Consider the following 16,060-nt stretch of genomic DNA (forward strand, 5'->3'; position numbering starts at 1 on the left):
CTTCGGAGGTAGTGGTATCTCACTCTGAGGTATGACGACTTTCGGCGCGACACTTCCTAGGCTTGACGGGTGATCACGGTCAGAAGGAACAGAGCGAGCCAGACCTCCAAGCGCGTCGCGGCGGCAACCAGAAAGATGACGCGCGATCAGTTCTGGAATGTGGGAATCATCGTGGTGACGCTCATTCTTTTTACCATCGCGTGGCCAACCCTGCACCTCACGCATGTGGTTGCGCCGCCGATTCAGCCGTTCATTGCTGCATTGGCCGCGTTTCCGTTTGTGTTGATCCGTTTGAATCCTGCTCTGGGGTGGGCAATCTCAGCAGTATCTGCGTTGGTCATTCCGCACGTGTTCGACCTGCAGGTCGGCTACGAGTATCCCTGGCAGGTTGTGCACATCCTCGTCATTCTGGCGCTGCTCACGGCGGTGAGCCTGACCGCGCCGTTGCAGGTTGTCGCGGTGGCCGCCATATCGACTGCCCTCCTGTTCTTCGCGGAGACACCCGGAAGTGACGGTGCCGGTTGGGCGGTCGGTCTGACCGCGCTCGTTGTCTTCTGCCTGCTGATTCGCCGACTCGTTGCATCGCGTCGACAGTTGGCCGAGCAGGAAGAGGTCAGTGAACTCGAACGCACACGCCGAACGGTGTTGGAGGAAAAGGCTCGCATCGCTCGGGACCTGCACGACATCGTCGCCCACCACATGTCGATGGTGGTGGTGCAAGCGCAAAGTGCGCCTTACCGTCTTGCCGACGTGACTCCGGAGATTCGGGCAGAGTTCGATTCGATCGGTGAGACCGGGCGAGCTGCACTCAACGAGATCCGCGGATTGTTGGGCGTCCTCCGTAGTGACGGTGAAACCGCGCAGACGGCGCCGCAACCAGGTGTCGATCAGCTCGACGAGCTTGTGGCGGGAAGCTCCCGTGCCGGTATTCCGTTGTCGTGGAACATCAACGGGGACCGCTCGAGAGTGTCGGAGTCGACGGGGCTGGTGGTGTACCGAATTCTTCAGGAGTCGATCACCAATGCCGCGCGGCACGCACCAGGTGCGCAAATCGACGTGGCGGTGTCCTTCGGTCCTACCTCGGTGAGTATTCGGGTGGACAACGAAAATACGGCCGAGAAGGCTCCGGTAGTGCAGGAAACCAGCGGCGGCAACGGAATCCGGGGAATGCGCGAGCGCGCCGCGGCCGTCGGCGGCACGCTCTTGACACACGAGCGAGACGACGGAGGGTTCGAGGTCCGAGCCGAGTTGCCGGTCACCCCGGCCTAGGCTGTCGGAGTGCCCATCACAGTGTTCATTGCCGACGACCAAGCGATGGTTCGACAAGGGTTCGGAGCCCTCCTCTCCGCACAACCGGATATCAGCGTGATCGGTGACGCACCGAACGGCAAGGTAGCCGTAGCCGAGGTCGCGAGGTTGCGCCCGGATGTGGTGCTGATGGACGTTCGCATGCCGGAGATGAACGGACTCGAGGCCGCGCGTCTCATCCTTGCCGCCGGTGGGGAACCGCCGGTTCGAGTTCTCATGCTCACCACGTTCGACATCGACGATTACGTCTACGAAGCCCTCAGCCTCGGTGCAAGCGGTTTTATGCTCAAGGACGCACCGGCGGAGGAACTCATCCGGGCGGTCCGGGTGGTCGCCGACGGCCAGGCCCTGTTGGCGCCGACGGTCACCCGCAGGCTCATCGCCGACGTGACAAGCCGTCGTGCGACGCCTCGAACGCGTCCAGCGGCACTGGATGCCTTGACTCCACGCGAACGCGAAGTGCTCGAATTGATCGCTCGCGGATTGTCCAACACGGAGATCGCGGAAAAGTTGTTCGTTGCGGAACAGACGGTCAAAACGCATGTCGGCAAGGTCCTTTCGAAACTCGATCTGAGAGATCGCGCCCAGGCTGTCGTGCTGGCCTACGAAAGTGGCCTCGTTACGCCGCGATAGCCTGCAGCGACGTGGCCGCTGGGGGAAGATGGAACCGCACGGGTTTCACAATCAGTCAATGCGAGAGGTGCAGTCACAATGCGAATCGGAGTACTCACAGGTGGCGGTGACTGCCCGGGCCTGAACGCAGTGATCCGGGCTGTCGTGCGGACGTCAGCGGGTCGGTACGGGAGTTCGGTTGTCGGATTCCGTGACGGTTGGCGGGGACTTCTCGAAGATCGCAAGGTTCCACTGGCCGCGGACGATCGCATCGACCGGATCCTGACGCGCGGCGGAACCATTCTCGGCACCGCACGCGTCAATCCCGATAAATTGCGTGCCGGGCTCGATCAGATCAAGCAGACCCTCGACGACAACGGGATCGATGTCCTGATCCCCATCGGCGGCGAGGGAACCCTGACGGCGGCAAGTTGGCTGTCGGACAGCGGAGTGCCAGTCATCGGTGTTCCCAAGACAATCGACAACGACATCGACTGCACCGACGTCACTTTCGGCTTCGACACCGCGCTGGCTGTGGCTACCGACGCCATCGACCGACTTCACACCACGGCGGAGTCGCATCAGCGCGTCATGCTCGTCGAGGTCATGGGCCGCCACGCCGGTTGGATCGCTCTGCAGGCCGGCTTGGCTTCCGGTGCACACCTGACATTGGTTCCCGAGCAGCCGTTCGACGTCGACGAAGTGTGCGCGATGGTCAAGAAGCGTTTCCAACGCGGCGATTCGCACTTCATCTGCGTCGTAGCGGAGGGTGCGATGCCCGATCCGGCATCGATGACTCTGCGTGAAGGTGGCATCGACGAGTTCGGGCACAAGATTTTCACCGGCGTCGCTCAGCAGTTGGGCAACGAGATCGAGCGTCGGATCGGTAAGGAAGTTCGGACGACGGTTCTCGGCCATATTCAGCGCGGCGGCACCCCGACACCGCACGATCGCATCCTCGCGACACGCTTCGGAGTCCATGCCACCGACGCCGCTCATCGTGGTGATTTCGGGAATATGGTGGCCCTGCACGGCACGTCGATCGACCTGGTTCCGCTCGAGGAGGCGACCCGCCGACTCAAGACCGTGCCCAAGGAGCGATACGAGGAGGCAGCCGCATTCTTCGGCTGAGCGTCCGGCGCATAAACTAGTAGCCATGACTGCTGTCGATGCGCCCGACATCCTCGATTACGACGAAGTGCTGACCAAGTACGAGCCTGTGATGGGTATGGAGGTGCACGTAGAACTCGGCACCGCTACCAAGATGTTCTGCCCGTGCCCCACCGAGTTCGGTGCCGAACCCAACACCCAGGTTTGCCCCGTCTGCCTGGGCCTGCCCGGATCCATGCCGGTGGTCAACGCCGCCGCCGTGGAGTCCGCCATCCGGATCGGCCTTGCGCTCAACTGCTCGATCACCCCGTGGGGTCGATTCGCGCGCAAGAACTACTTCTACCCGGATCAGCCCAAGAACTACCAGATCTCGCAGTACGACGAGCCGATCGCCACCGAGGGCTACCTCGACGTTCTGCTCGACGACGGCACCACGTGGCGCGTCGACATCGAGCGCGCCCACATGGAAGAGGACACCGGTAAGTCCCTCCACGTGGGTGGCGCGACCGGCCGCATCCACGGTGCCAGCCATTCGCTGCTCGACTACAACCGTGCCGGTGTTCCGTTGGTGGAAATCGTCACCAAGACCATCCACGGCGCCGGAGAGCGCGCTCCCGAAGTTGCCCGCGCCTACGTCACCGCGCTGCGCGATCTGCTGAAGTCCCTCGACGTCTCCGACGTTCGCATGGACCAGGGTTCGATGCGTTGCGACGCCAACATTTCGCTGATGCCGATCGGCGCCACCGAATTGGGAACTCGCACCGAGACCAAGAACGTCAACTCGCTCAAGAGCGTCGAGGTCGCGGTTCGCTACGAGATGCGTCGTCAGGCGGCGGTACTCGACGCCGGCGGCGAGATCATTCAGGAAACCCGCCACTTCCAGGAAGCTGACGGAACCACCTCGGCCGGCCGCCGCAAGGAGACCGCTGAGGACTACCGCTACTTCCCCGAGCCGGACCTCGAGCCTGTTGCGCCCAGCGCAGAGTGGGTCGAAGAACTGCGCGGAACCCTGCCCGAGCTTCCGTGGATCCGCCGTGCGCGTATCCAGAAGGACTGGGGAATCTCCGACGAGGTCATGCGTGACCTCGTCAACGCCGGTGCAATCGATCTGGTGATTGCCACCACCGAAGCCGGCGCGTCGCCTGAAGCTGCGCGCTCCTGGTGGCTGTCGTACCTGTCCCAGCAGGCCAACGCCCGCGGCGTCGAACTCGGCGCACTGCCGATCACGCCGACGCAGGTCGCTCAGGTCGTGGCACTGATCGACAGTGGCAAGCTCAACAACAAGGTTGCCCGCCAGGTTGTCGATCACGTCCTCGACGGAGAGGGCGATCCGGAGCAGGTTGTTGCCGCGCATCCGGAACTGGTTGTCGAGCGCGACGAAACCAAGCTCAAGGCTGCCGTCGACGAGGCCCTGGCCGCCAACCCCGATATCGCGGACAAGATCCGTAGCGGGAAGGTTCAGGCTGCCGGAAAGATCGTCGGCGACGTCATGAAGGCCACCCGCGGACAGGCCGACGCAGCGCGCGTCAAGGAACTTGTCATCGAGGCTTGCAGCTAGTCCCGCATACGTAGTGCTGATGCCCGGCCGATTCAATTCGGCCGGGCATCAGTGCTTTTCAGTCGATCCCGCCGCCTCCGCTCGGCATGGGAATCTTCACTACCCTGTCGTCATTGGGGCCAGGTTCGCCCGCGGTCTTGTTGATGGTGCTCACCCACAGCAACCCGTCTGATCCGACGGCCAGGCCGCCGAGTTGACCGTACGTATCCTTCGCGACCGTCCCCGGGGCAGCGGTGATTGCTCCCGTGCCGGGATCGGAGGCGAGAGACGAGACAGCTTTGCCGGCGCCCAATGCCACCGCCACCACGCCTCGAGAAGCAACACAGCCGCCCACTCCGGGGCGATCCGGCCACGTCCAAGCCGGCGTCGTAACGATTCCGTCGGCGCCCACACGTTGGAGACGGTCTTCGAGTGCGGTGCGATCGGTGACCCACGTTGCGATGCCGGGATCGACACAGACGCCTCCGCCGTTGCCGATTCCCGACAACACGACCTCAGGGCGCGGCGGGGTCGGCGACGGACTCAACGACCGCACCCGAAGCAGCTTTCCGGCCAGAGATCCGGGATCTGTTGCGACGCCAGGGTTTCCGGTATCTCCCGTCAATACCATCAATTGATCGGGTGCCGCGAATTCGAGTGATCCGCCGTTGCCGTTGGCGCCGCGGGGAATTCCGCCGAGCACTTCCTTGGCAGTGTCTCCCGGGGCGATTCGGACCACCCGATTGTCGGTGCCCGTCGTGACGTACGCGTAGATCAGGTTGTCTTCGACGAAGGTTGGGGAGAGTGCGATGTCGAGAAGCCCTCCGTCGCCACTACCGTCGACGTCGATCTTGGCCACCTCGACGGGTGTCTGCCCCGGGGCGACCTGCATGATTCGGCCGGTCCGGCGTTCGGCGACCAGACCTGAGTTTCCGTCGGGCAGGGTCAGGAGCCCGCCGGTGGTGTCGAGACACGTCGCGATGACGGATGGGTCGGGATCCTGGCACGGACCAAGGGGGCCAGACGGAGGTTTTGGCGTCTCGGTTGTCGACGGCGGTGGATTTTGTGGTTGGACGTCGACTACGGATTGCTGGACAGGTTCCGGGGTGAACGGGGTTGTGGTCGACTCGTCGAAATGCGCACAACCACCCAGAAGGAGGGTGGTCATTGTCACGGCACATGCAATCGACGTTCTGCGCCCACCCGTAGTCATGGGGAAGACGTTACGTAACAGATGGCATGTCCCGCCACGCCGGAGTAGCTTCCCCGACGAGTTCGCGAAACGGACTTAGGCTCACCAACGTGACTGACGAGCGGAAAGATCCCAGCGAAGTGCCTGAAACGGACACGGTGTTGGGCAGAGTATCGAGTCCTTACGATCTCCCCACCGAAAAATTTCCGACGGTGAGTGCCAAGAATCCCTTGCCGCGTACCGACGACGAATTGGATTTCGGCTCCGCGAATGCAAATTCCGTGACCGAACAGCTTCCGACCTATCGTGCCCCGGGGGCCGACAAGCAGACCGAGGTGCTGAGTCGCGATCCCGCCTACGAGATATCGGCTGATCCGGTTCCGGCCGCTGATCCGGTGCCGGTGGTCAGCGACTCGTCGGACTTGTCGACCGGACGTGGAACGCTCGATCTGGGCCTGCTGGTGCTCCGTCTGGCGGTCGGTGGGACGGCATTGGTGCACGGATTGCAGAAGCTGACCGGTATCTGGAACGGTCCGGGTCTGGGCGGCTTTGAAACGATGTTGGCCGACGCCGGGTTCGAGCAGGCAAAATTGCTCGCGATCCTCGGTGGGGTCGGCGAGGTGGCTGGCGGCGCGCTGCTCATCTTGGGCCTGCTGACTCCGGTAGCGGCCGCGTCAATTCTGGCCGTGATGATCAATGCCTGGGCCTTGCGTCAGGCGAGTGCGCCCGGACTCGAGTATTTTGCACCGGAAGGCACCGAATATGAGATGCTGCTGGGTATCTGTGCTGGTGTCATCATCTTGACCGGTCCCGGCCTTCTGTCCTTGGACGGACGCCGTGGGTGGGCAAGGAGGCCGTACGTCGGGTCGCTGGTGGTCCTCATTCTCGGCATTGCGGCGGGTGTGTGCACGTGGATCTTCCTGAACGGTGCCAATCCGCTGATCTGATCGTGTGACTGGTTCACAACAGAACCGCCGCCCTCCATCAAGGAAGGCGGCGGTTCTTTTGTCAGCGGGCAGTGTCAGTCTTTGACAAGCACTGGTGCGGCATTCGCGGACGGGATAGCAGTTCCGTCCTTGATCTTGCGTCCGAGTACCGACTTGCGGTGTCCGTACAAGAAGTAGACGACAACGCCAATGGCCATCCAGACCACAAATCGGATCCAGGTCTCGACCGAGAGATTGAGCATCAGCCAACCGCAGGCGAGAACGGCCAGAATCGGAACGAACGGCACCCACGGCACGCGGAATCCACGCGGCAGATCGGGGCGAGTGCGACGCAGGACGATGACGCCGATGCAGACGAGTACGAATGCGAACAGTGTGCCGATGTTCACCATTTCTTCGAGCGTTCCCATGGGGAAGAACGCTGCAAGCACAGCGACGATGCCGCCGACGATGAGAGTAATGCGGACCGGGACGCCCTTGTCGTTGGTCTTTGCCAGCTTGCGAGGCATGAGGCCGTCACGCGACATCGCGAACAGCACTCGCGTTTGACCGAGCATCATCACCATGACGACGGTGGTCAGACCGGCCAGGCCGCCGAAGTTGATGGCAGTTTGGGCCCAACCGATCCCGTTGGCCTCGAAGGCAGTGGCCAGTGTGGCACTGGAATCGCCGACCAGCGGGCTGCCGTCCTTCAATTCCGTGTACTTGACCATTCCGGTGAGTACCAGGGTCACCGCGACGTACAGGACGGTCACAATCGCGAGAGATCCGAAGATTCCGCGGGGCAGGGCCTTCTGGGGATCCTTTGTCTCTTCGGCGGTGGTTGCGACGACGTCGAACCCGATGAAGGCAAAGAACACCAGGCTGGCCGCGGCCAGCAGGCCGTAGGCGCCGTAGCTACTGCCACCGGCACCGGTGAGCCAGGAGAACAGGGTCTGATGGATTCCACTTGCCGAGCTGTCAGCACCTTCGGCCGGCGGGATGAAGGGAGAGTAGTTCTCCTTCTTGATGTAGAACGAGCCGACGATGATGACCAGGAGCACAACGGCAATCTTGATCGCGGTGATGACTGCGGAGACGCGGGAGGAAACCTTGGTTCCGATGGCGAGGATCGTTGTGATGGCCGCGATGATGAGCAGTGCGCCCCAGTCGAAACTGATCGGCCCGAGGTGGGCGGTGGTACTGCCACTTGCTCCGATGACATTGCCTAGATAGAGCGACCAACCCTTGCCGACAACTGCCGCGGCGAGCGCGAATTCGAGGATGAGGTCCCAGCCGATAATCCAGGCCGCGAACTCCCCGAAGGTTGCGTACGAAAATGTGTACGCACTACCGGCGACGGGAACGGTCGACGCGAACTCGGCGTAACAGAGGGCTGCGAGCGCGCAGGCGATGGCAGCGAGGACAAACGCGAGCGAGATGGACGGGCCGGCAACGTTGCCTGCGGTTCTGGCGGTGAGCGTGAAGATACCTGCGCCGATGACGACGGCGACACCGAAGACCGTCAGGTCTTTCGCAGTCAGTTCCTTTTTGAGCTTTGTCTCAGGCTCGTCGGTGTCCGCGATCGATTGCTCGACGGATTTGGTGCGCCATATGCCGACTCCGGGCATGTATTGCTCCTTGGTTGATTCCCGGCGACCTTGTGGGGGCCGGGAGGTGGCTGACTGTTGTCGAATGTGATGTGGGTCTCAACGACCTGCTGAGGGAACCATTGGTGAGCGCAGTGCGCAAGTCGAGACGACTGAACTGACTGAAATGATCACTTTTCGTTCTGCGGGACTCCAATAGGTATCTGATTTGCTCAGCTGCGTCGTGCACACTACGGCAGGGTGAGTCCACTCACCTATTTCACCTTTGGGGGTGTCTGAAATGTCCGACGTGCCAGGCGGTTTCACTGAAGCGAGCCTCGTTGGGGTGCTGAATTTTTCGTACCTGTCGGTCGGTCCTGCTGTCAACGGGTAATCAAACGCGATGTGAGCGTCGCCTCGGCCAGAAGGAGATTTTGATGATCGTCACCCACCTCGGCACACTGCACGGTCGTCCGGCATTCGATTTCCCCAACCCGGCAGCATCGGGCGGCGTGTTGCCTGACGCCGACGCCGTAGCCTGGCGAATCTCGGTGGAACCGTATGCCGATGACGCGGAGGAATTCACCGATGCCTGGACGAGGTTCGTGGCGACGGTGGACCTGTCGGCAGTTCAGGCGTTGATCATCGGTGAGTGGGGCGAATCGTACGAGTTCGACTCGTCGTTGATCGTGGAACTGATTGTCGGACAACAAGAACGGTTGACGTCACTGCGTGCGCTGTTTCTTGCCGACATCACGCAAGAGCAGCAGGAGATCTCCTGGATCCAGCAATCCGACGTCACCCCGATTCTTGCGGCGTTTCCGAGGTTGGTCGAATTGGGGATTCGCGGCGGGACCGAATTGCAGTTCCCCCCAACCGGACATGCTTGTCTGCGCCGTTTAACCATTGAATCGGGTGGCCTGCCGCTCGACGTAGTCCGCGGAATATCCTCCAGCGAATTCCCGGCCCTCGAGTCTCTGGAACTCTGGCTCGGCGACGACGGATACGGCGGCGACGCCACCGCCGAGGATCTCTCTGTCCTCCTCAGCGGTGAATCCTTGCCGTCGTTGAAGCATCTCGGCTTGCGGAACAGCGAGATTCAGGACGCTGTTGTGCATGCGGTAGTCGCAGCCCCGCTCCTTGCCCGGTTGCGCACCCTGGATCTGTCGTTGGGCGTTCTCACCGACGACGGTGCTGCGGCGCTCCTCGCCAGCCGTCGGTTCGCCCATCTCGACTCACTTGATCTGCACCACCACTTTCTTTCCGATGCCGTAGTCGCGGACCTGACGCAGCACTGCGCCGAATTAGCGGTTCACGTCGACTTGTCGGAGCTGATGTCGCCGGACGCGTGCGACGGCGAGGTGTGGCGGTGTATTGCCGTCACCGAGTAGATAGTTCAGGTTTGTGGTTCGAAGACAAAAGGTCCCCAGCCGCATGCGGCTGGGGACCTTTTCGAGTGCTGCTACTTACGGGACGTAACGAACCGCGCCCTTGTCAGCTGACGTCGCCAACGCTGCGTACGCACGCAGGGCAGTGGTGACGGCGCGCTGACGATCAACCGGGTGCCACGGACGCTCGGAGGCTTCCATCTTGGCGCGACGATCAGCGAGGACGTCGTCGTCGACAAGGATCTCGAGGGTGCGGGTGGCAACGTCGATACGGACCTGATCGCCGTTCTGCACCAGGCCGATGACTCCGCCGGCGGCAGCCTCAGGGGAGATGTGGCCGATGGACAGTCCGGACGTTCCGCCGGAGAAGCGGCCGTCGGTGATCAACGCGCACTGCTTGCCGAGTCCTGCGCCCTTGAGGAAAGCGGTGGGGTGCAGCATTTCCTGCATGCCCGGGCCGCCCTTGGGTCCCTCGTAGCGAACGACGAGGACATCGCCCGGCTTGATCTTCTTCTGCAGGATCGCCGAGACGGCTTCTTCCTGAGATTCGACGACCAGCGCGGGCCCCTGGAAGGAAAAGAGGTCTTCGTCGATGCCCGCGGTCTTGAGGATCGCGCCGTCGACGGCGACGTTGCCGCGCAGCACGACCAGTCCACCCTCGACTGTGTAAGCGTGTTCGACGTCGCGGATGCATCCGCCGGCCGCGTCGGTATCGAGTGAGCTCCAACGGTTTTCGGTCGAGAAGGGCTCGATCGTGCGCACTCCGCCGGGAGCGGCGTGGAACAGTTCGATTGCTTCGTCGGTCGCCTTGCCGGAGCGGATGTCCCAGTCGTCGAGCCACTGGTCGAAGCTCTTGGTGTGCACAGTCGAGACGTCGGTCTCGAGGAGTCCGCCGCGACGCAATTCACCGAGCAGTGCGGGGATTCCGCCGGCACGGTGGACGTCTTCCATGTGGTAGTCGGAGTTGGGGGAGACCTTGGACAGGCACGGCACCTTGCGGCTGATGGCGTCGATGGTTTCGAGGTCGAAGTCGACCTCACCCTCCTGCGCGGCGGCCAGAATATGCAGAACGGTGTTTGTCGAGCCACCCATGGTGACGTCCAGAGCCATGGCGTTACGGAACGCAGCCGGGGTTGCGATATTGCGCGGCAGCACCGACTCGTCGCCGTCGCGGTAGTACTTGAGGGCAGCTTCGACGACGGTGGTGCCGGCGCGAGAGAAGAGCGCGTGACGAGCCTTGTGGGTCGCCAGGGTTGAACCGTTGCCCGGCAACGCGAGGCCCAGAGCCTCGGTGAGGCAGTTCATGGAGTTGGCCGTGAACATTCCTGAGCAAGAACCGCACGTCGGGCAGGCGCTGCGCTCGACCTCGTCGAGTCCCTCGTCGGAGACGGCGTCGTTGGCGGACGCCGAGATGGCGGTGATGAGGTCGGTGGGGGCCTGCGCCACGCCGCCGACGACCACTGCCTTACCGGCCTCCATCGGTCCGCCGGAGACGAAGACGGTCGGGATGTTCAGGCGCATCGCGGCATTGAGCATGCCGGGCGTGATCTTGTCGCAGTTGGAGATGCACACCAAGGCGTCGGCGGTGTGCGCGTTGGCCATGTATTCGACGGAGTCGGCGATGATCTCGCGGCTGGGCAGCGAGTAGAGCATTCCGCCGTGACCCATGGCGATGCCGTCATCGACGGCGATGGTGTGGAACTCGCGCGCGACGCCGCCGGCTGCCGCGATTGCCTCGGCAACAATTTCGCCCACGTTCTTGAGATGCACGTGGCCGGGTACGAACTGGGTGTACGAGTTCGCGACGGCGACAATCGGCTTACCGAAGTCGGAATCCGTCATTCCTGTGGCGCGCCACAGGGATCGGGCTCCGGCAGCATTACGTCCGACGGTGGTGGTGCGTGACCTCAACGGGGGCATGGGCGTATTCCTTATGTGATCGTTGCTGATCTACTTCTTTGCCGCGCGAAAGTCCGGTGCAGTGCACCGCGCGGCGAAAAGAATTGAAGCGAGGGCGATTCAACGCTACTCGGGCGTTACTTTTGTTCTTCTTCGGGCTGGTTATCCGAGTCGGTTGCCGGCTGTTCGGCCTGGGCTGCTTGTTCGGCCTGCTCGGCCTGCTCGGCCTGCTCGGCCTGCTCGGCCTGCTCGGCCTGCTCGGCCTGCTCGGCTCGTTCAGCATCGAAGGCTGCTGCTGCAGATGCGTAGGGGTCGGTGATGCGGCCACCGCTGGCGATGGCGATCTCGGGTAGGCGGTGGAAGCTGACTGCGGGCAGGGGCACCTCGGTTCCGTCGACGAGTTCGGCGCGGGCCCAGTTGCGCTTCGGAAAGCGGAAGCCCTTGACTTCGTCCCAGGAGAGGGTGCGCGTCGAGAACAACGAACGGACCTCGAGGCCGTCGTTGCTGACGGTGGTACGTAGGCGGGCAACCACATATACGGCGAAGATCGGGAGGATTACCAACCAGCCGAAGGCGACCGGCCACCCGAAGATGGGGAAGCTGACGGCGAAGAGGAGAAACGCGCACGCCATGTAGGCGAGCTGCGAAATGCGGATGACGTGCCGAAGTGGTTTCGGCGTGTGGGATGATTGAGCCGGTGGCACGGGCTGCTGCGAAGTTGACACCTCTACATCTTCGCATTGCAGCTGATGTATCTCAGATTCTGGGACGGTTGACTCACCAAGTTTGCCGTTCGCGACTAGCGCCTCTACTGTCGAGTGCGTGAAACAGAATGAGTTGCTCGTAATCGACCGGCGCGTCGTCGCTTGAGTCGATAATTTTCAACTCACCAGATAACGACGCGCCACCCTCGCTCAGCAGACGCTGACGGGGGTTTTTTGTTGCCCGGATCCAGAATCAGAGGATTTCCAAGTGAGCGCACCAACAGCACGGCCTCAACCCTCGCCGCGAAAGTCAGGGACATCGAGCCCGACAACCGCGGCTGCCGCAACGTCGACGGTCAGCCGTCGCCAGCTCCCGCCTGAGCGGGTAACGGGCGCGCAGTCTGTCGTTCGAGCCCTCGAAGAACTCGAGGTGGAAACGGTATTCGGTATTCCCGGTGGAGCCGTCTTGCCGCTCTACGATCCGCTCTTCGATTCGGTCAAGGTGCGTCACGTTCTCGTTCGCCACGAGCAAGGTGCAGGTCACGCTGCCACGGGCTACGCCCAGGCCACTGGCAAGGTTGGCGTCTGCATCGCTACATCGGGTCCTGGTGCCACCAACCTGGTGACCCCTCTCGCCGACGCACAGATGGATTCCGTGCCCGTCGTTGCGATCACCGGACAGGTCGCCCGCAGCCTCATCGGTACCGACGGCTTCCAGGAAGCCGATATCTCCGGCATCACGATGCCGATCACCAAGCACAACTTCCTGATCACCGACGCTATCGACATCCCGCGGATCATCGCGGAAGCGTTCTACCTCGCGTCCAGCGGTCGCCCCGGCGCCGTGCTGGTCGATATCCCCAAGGACATCCTGCAGGCGCAGACCACGTTCTCGTGGCCGCCGGAGATGCGTCTGCCCGGGTACCGTCCGGTCACGAAGCCGCACGGCAAGCAGGTTCGCGAAGCCGCACGTCTGATCGCCGACGCCAAGGCGCCGGTCCTCTACGTCGGTGGCGGCGTCATCAAGTCCGACTCCTCACCCGAACTGCTCGAACTGGCCGAACTGACCGGAATCCCCGTCGTCACCACGCTGATGGCCCGCGGCGCATTCCCGGACAGTCACGACCTCAACTGCGGCATGCCTGGCATGCATGGCACGGTTGCCGCTGTCGCAGCACTGCAGCGTAGTGACCTGCTGATCACCCTTGGTGCGCGTTTCGACGACCGCGTCACCGGTCAGCTGAGTTCCTTTGCCACCGGCGCCAAGGTCATCCACGCCGACATCGACCCGGCCGAGATCGGTAAGAACCGCTACGCAGACGTCCCGATCGTGGGCGACTGCAAAGAGGTCATCACCGAGCTGATCGAGGCGATCCGTGCCGACATGGCGACGGGCACCTCATTAGATCTCGCCGAATGGTGGGCGTACCTGAACGACATCCGTCGTACCTACCCGCTGAGCTACGACCGTCCCACCGACGGCAAGTTGAGCCCCGAGTTCGTCATTCAGTCCGTCGGCAAGCTCGCCGGACCGGATGCCATCTACTGCGCCGGCGTCGGCCAGCATCAGATGTGGGCTGCGCAGTTCGTCAGCTATGAGAAGCCCCGCACGTGGCTCAACTCGGGCGGACTCGGCACCATGGGTTACGCGGTTCCCGCGGCCATGGGCGCCAAGATGGGTATGCCCGACACCGAGGTGTGGGCCATCGACGGCGACGGTTGCTTCCAGATGACCAATCAGGAACTTGCCACCTGCGCGCTCGAAGGTATCCCGATCAAGGTTGCCCTCATCAACAACGGCAACCTCGGCATGGTTCGTCAGTGGCAGACGCTCTTCTACGATGAGCGTTACTCCAACACCAACCTCGGAACGCACGGTGCGGTCCGCATCCCGGACTTCGTGAAGCTCGCAGAAGCATTGGGCTGCCACGGAATTCGCGTCGAGCGTGAAGAAGACGTCGAGGCTGCAATCCGTGAGGCGCAGTCGATCAACGACAAGCCTGTCGTGATCGACTTCATCGTCACCGCCGACGCCCAGGTGTGGCCGATGGTCGCCGCCGGAACGAGCAATGACGAAATCATGGCGGCCCGGGGCATCCGGCCGCTGTTCGACGACGACGAGGCAGTAGCCGAACCCGCCGTCATCCATGAAGCCATGACGCGCGAGCAGGCCGGACCCGCCGCGGGCGCAGGGGAGGATCAGAAGTGAGCACCAGTCACACCCTCAGTGTTCTCGTCGAGGACAAGCCAGGCGTGCTGGCTCGCGTCTCCGCACTGTTCTCCCGCCGCGGATTCAATATCGAATCCCTCGCGGTGGGCGGCACCGAGATCCCCGAGATCTCACGTATGACTATCGTCGTCACCGTCGACGAGTTCCCCCTCGAGCAGGTGACGAAGCAGCTCAACAAGCTGATCAACGTCATCAAGATCGTCGAGCAGGACGGCGAAGCCTCCGTCGCTCGCGAGCTCGTGCTCATCAAGGTGCGCGCAGATGCAAGCGTGCGCACCCAGGTCATCGAAACGGTGAACCTGTTCCGCGCCAAGGTGATCGACGTCTCTCCGGAGTCCGTCACCATCGAGGCGACCGGTACTCGGTCCAAGCTGGATGCACTGCTGCGGATGCTTGATCCGTACGGTATCCGGGAGATCGTTCAGTCCGGGGTCGTGGCAGTCGGTCGAGGGCCGAAGTCGATCACGGCCACCCGCTAAGTACTTTTAGACACGTAATAATCCAAGGAGAGGTTGAGAACTGTGGCAGTCGAGATGTTCTACGACGACGATGCCGATCTGTCGATCATTCAGGGCCGCAAGGTTGCTGTGATCGGCTACGGAAGCCAGGGCCATGCGCATTCGCTGAGCCTGCGTGACTCGGGTGTCGATGTTCGCATCGGCCTCAAGGACGGCTCCAAGTCCCGCGCCAAGGCAGAAGAAGCCGGCCTCACGGTCGGCACGCCGGCCGAGGTTTCCGCATGGGCAGACGTCATCATGGTGCTCGCACCGGACACCGCTCAGGCGAGCATTTTCACCAATGACATCGAGCCCAACCTGAAGGACGGCGACGCGCTGTTCTTCGGCCACGGCCTGAACATTCACTTCGACCTGATCAAGGCTCCGGAGTTCGTCACCGTCGGCATGGTTGCCCCCAAGGGCCCCGGCCACCTGGTTCGTCGCCAGTTCGTCGACGGCAAGGGCGTTCCCGCGCTCATCGCCATCGATCAGGACCCGAAGGGTGAGGGCCAGGCCCTCGCACTGTCCTACGCGAAGGGCATCGGCGGAACGCGCGCCGGCGTCATCAAGACCACGTTCAAGGAAGAGACCGAGACGGACCTCTTCGGCGAGCAGGCTGTTCTCTGCGGCGGCACCGAAGAACTGGTCAAGATCGGTTTCGAGGTCATGGTCGAGGCCGGCTATGCACCCGAGATGGCGTACTTCGAGGTTCTGCACGAGCTCAAGCTCATCGTCGACCTCATGTACGAAGGCGGCATCGCCCGCATGAACTACTCGGTGTCCGACACCGCTGAGTTCGGCGGATACCTCTCCGGACCGCGCGTCATCGACGCCGGCACCAAGGAGCGCATGAAGGCGATCCTGGCCGACATCCAGTCCGGCGAGTTCACCCGTCGTCTGGTTGCCAACGTCGAGAACGGCAACACCGAGCTCGAAGGCCTGCGCAAGGCTAACGCCGAGCACCCCATCGAGGTCACCGGCAAGAAGCTGCGCGACCTGATGAGCTGGGTCGATCGTCCGATCACCGAAACCGCGTAATAACGCTGTTTCAGCTTGTCATTGACTCCG

13 protein-coding genes are annotated in these 16,060 nt (G+C 62.7%); 9 read left to right on the forward strand and 4 right to left on the reverse strand.

The annotated features are described in order from the left end of the window. The first annotated feature begins 135 nt into the window (after positions 1-135). From BDB13_RS14375 to gatB, 4 genes are all read left to right on the forward strand, one after another. Positions 136-1,269 carry a sensor histidine kinase gene (locus BDB13_RS14375; RefSeq protein ID WP_094274920.1) on the forward strand — a complete coding sequence of 378 codons (1,134 nt, stop codon included), beginning with the start codon at positions 136-138 and terminating at the stop codon, positions 1,267-1,269. Positions 1,270-1,278: 9 nt separating this feature from the next. After that, positions 1,279-1,941, forward strand: a complete 663-nt coding sequence (locus BDB13_RS14380; protein WP_094272230.1) for a response regulator — start codon at positions 1,279-1,281, stop codon at positions 1,939-1,941. A 78-nt stretch (positions 1,942-2,019) separates the two neighbouring features. Beyond that, positions 2,020-3,051: an ATP-dependent 6-phosphofructokinase gene (locus tag BDB13_RS14385; protein ID WP_094272231.1), complete on the forward strand. Its 1,032-nt coding sequence runs from the start codon at positions 2,020-2,022 to the stop codon at positions 3,049-3,051. A 25-nt stretch (positions 3,052-3,076) separates the two neighbouring features. Further along, positions 3,077-4,588 carry an Asp-tRNA(Asn)/Glu-tRNA(Gln) amidotransferase subunit GatB gene (gene gatB / locus BDB13_RS14390; protein WP_094272232.1) on the forward strand — a complete coding sequence of 504 codons (1,512 nt, stop codon included), beginning with the start codon at positions 3,077-3,079 and terminating at the stop codon, positions 4,586-4,588. Between the two features lie 58 nt (positions 4,589-4,646). On the opposite strand, the gene BDB13_RS14395 is transcribed toward gatB, so the two are convergent. Further along, positions 4,647-5,780 carry a PQQ-dependent sugar dehydrogenase gene (locus tag BDB13_RS14395; protein WP_094272233.1) on the reverse strand — a complete coding sequence of 378 codons (1,134 nt, stop codon included), beginning with the start codon at positions 5,778-5,780 and terminating at the stop codon, positions 4,647-4,649. Between the two features lie 89 nt (positions 5,781-5,869). On the opposite strand from BDB13_RS14395, the gene BDB13_RS14400 reads away from it, so the two are divergent. Beyond that, positions 5,870-6,706 carry a DoxX family protein gene (locus BDB13_RS14400; protein ID WP_094272234.1) on the forward strand — a complete coding sequence of 279 codons (837 nt, stop codon included), beginning with the start codon at positions 5,870-5,872 and terminating at the stop codon, positions 6,704-6,706. A 74-nt stretch (positions 6,707-6,780) separates the two neighbouring features. Here BDB13_RS14400 and BDB13_RS14405 read toward each other — a convergent pair whose 3' ends face one another. Beyond that, a complete protein-coding gene (locus BDB13_RS14405; RefSeq protein WP_094272235.1) occupies positions 6,781-8,316 on the reverse strand; it encodes an amino acid permease in 1,536 nt (511 codons plus the stop codon). 395 nt (positions 8,317-8,711) lie between these two features. On the opposite strand from BDB13_RS14405, the gene BDB13_RS14410 reads away from it, so the two are divergent. Further along, positions 8,712-9,665: an STM4015 family protein gene (locus BDB13_RS14410; protein WP_094272236.1), complete on the forward strand. Its 954-nt coding sequence runs from the start codon at positions 8,712-8,714 to the stop codon at positions 9,663-9,665. A 75-nt stretch (positions 9,666-9,740) separates the two neighbouring features. Here BDB13_RS14410 and ilvD read toward each other — a convergent pair whose 3' ends face one another. Together ilvD and BDB13_RS14420 are read right to left on the reverse strand one after the other, a co-directional pair. Next, the gene (gene ilvD / locus BDB13_RS14415; RefSeq protein WP_094272237.1) at positions 9,741-11,582 is read right to left on the reverse strand and encodes a dihydroxy-acid dehydratase; all 1,842 of its coding nucleotides are present in this window, start codon (positions 11,580-11,582) and stop codon (positions 9,741-9,743) included. Between the two features lie 116 nt (positions 11,583-11,698). Continuing rightward, on the reverse strand, positions 11,699-12,265 hold the full coding sequence (locus BDB13_RS14420; protein ID WP_094272238.1) for a PH domain-containing protein: 567 nt from the start codon (positions 12,263-12,265) through the stop codon (positions 11,699-11,701). Positions 12,266-12,533: 268 nt separating this feature from the next. Here BDB13_RS14420 and BDB13_RS14425 point away from each other — a divergent pair, with 268 nt between their 5' ends. Genes BDB13_RS14425 through ilvC form a run of 3 tightly spaced genes read left to right on the forward strand, consistent with a single transcriptional unit; the run spans position 12,534 to position 16,030 of the window. After that, positions 12,534-14,474 carry an acetolactate synthase large subunit gene (locus BDB13_RS14425; protein WP_094272239.1) on the forward strand — a complete coding sequence of 647 codons (1,941 nt, stop codon included), beginning with the start codon at positions 12,534-12,536 and terminating at the stop codon, positions 14,472-14,474. After that, positions 14,471-14,974 carry an acetolactate synthase small subunit gene (gene ilvN / locus BDB13_RS14430; RefSeq protein WP_003944718.1) on the forward strand — a complete coding sequence of 168 codons (504 nt, stop codon included), beginning with the start codon at positions 14,471-14,473 and terminating at the stop codon, positions 14,972-14,974. The genes BDB13_RS14425 and ilvN overlap by 4 nt, the downstream gene beginning before the upstream one ends. 54 nt (positions 14,975-15,028) lie before the next feature. Then, a complete protein-coding gene (ilvC, locus tag BDB13_RS14435; protein ID WP_176459722.1) occupies positions 15,029-16,030 on the forward strand; it encodes a ketol-acid reductoisomerase in 1,002 nt (333 codons plus the stop codon). The last annotated feature ends 30 nt before the right edge of the window (positions 16,031-16,060 follow it).

Source organism: Rhodococcus sp. OK302, from assembly GCF_002245895.1.
GTDB lineage: Bacteria > Actinomycetota > Actinomycetes > Mycobacteriales > Mycobacteriaceae > Rhodococcus_F.

Coding starts and splice junctions, on each gene's coding strand:
- BDB13_RS14375 (WP_094274920.1), top strand. CDS start 136: ATGACGCGCGATCAGTTCTGGAATGTGGGAATCATCGTGGTGACGCTC.
- BDB13_RS14385 (WP_094272231.1), top strand. CDS start 2,020: ATGCGAATCGGAGTACTCACAGGTGGCGGTGACTGCCCGGGCCTGAAC.
- gatB (WP_094272232.1), top strand. CDS start 3,077: ATGACTGCTGTCGATGCGCCCGACATCCTCGATTACGACGAAGTGCTG.
- BDB13_RS14395 (WP_094272233.1), bottom strand. CDS start 5,780: ATGACTACGGGTGGGCGCAGAACGTCGATTGCATGTGCCGTGACAATG.
- BDB13_RS14405 (WP_094272235.1), bottom strand. CDS start 8,316: ATGCCCGGAGTCGGCATATGGCGCACCAAATCCGTCGAGCAATCGATC.
- BDB13_RS14410 (WP_094272236.1), top strand. CDS start 8,712: ATGATCGTCACCCACCTCGGCACACTGCACGGTCGTCCGGCATTCGAT.
- ilvD (WP_094272237.1), bottom strand. CDS start 11,582: ATGCCCCCGTTGAGGTCACGCACCACCACCGTCGGACGTAATGCTGCC.
- ilvC (WP_176459722.1), top strand. CDS start 15,029: ATGTTCTACGACGACGATGCCGATCTGTCGATCATTCAGGGCCGCAAG.